Annotated in this window: 2 rRNA genes; both read left to right on the forward strand. The window is 48.1% G+C overall.

The window, feature by feature from the left end:
• Nucleotides 1-67, forward strand: a 16S ribosomal RNA gene (locus AC0LWF_RS27940); the annotation flags it as partial.
• 150 nt (nucleotides 68-217) lie between these two features.
• Nucleotides 218-312, forward strand: a 5S ribosomal RNA gene (gene rrf, locus AC0LWF_RS27945); the annotation flags it as partial.

Below are 312 nucleotides of genomic sequence, written 5' to 3' on the forward strand. Positions count from 1 at the left end.
GTAGATGATTGGGGTGAAGTCGTAACAAGGTAGCCGTATCGGAAGGTGCGGCTGGATCACCTCCTTTCTAAGGAAATAACTGATCACGATGATGATCAGATAGCATCGAAAGATGCAAAACCGGCAGGTTCGCTCATGTTCAGTTTTGAAGGAGCAAGTCTCTTTCGACAACTAAAAAAGTTAGCGGTAGTTTTTTTTGCTGCCTCTAAAACATCCGTTTGGTAATAATGGCGAAGGGGAACCACGCGTACCCATCTCGAACACGACCGTTAAGCCCTTCAGCGCCGATGGTACTTGGACCGCAGGGTCCTG

It is taken from the genome of Paenibacillus sp. sgz302114, assembly GCF_056120345.1.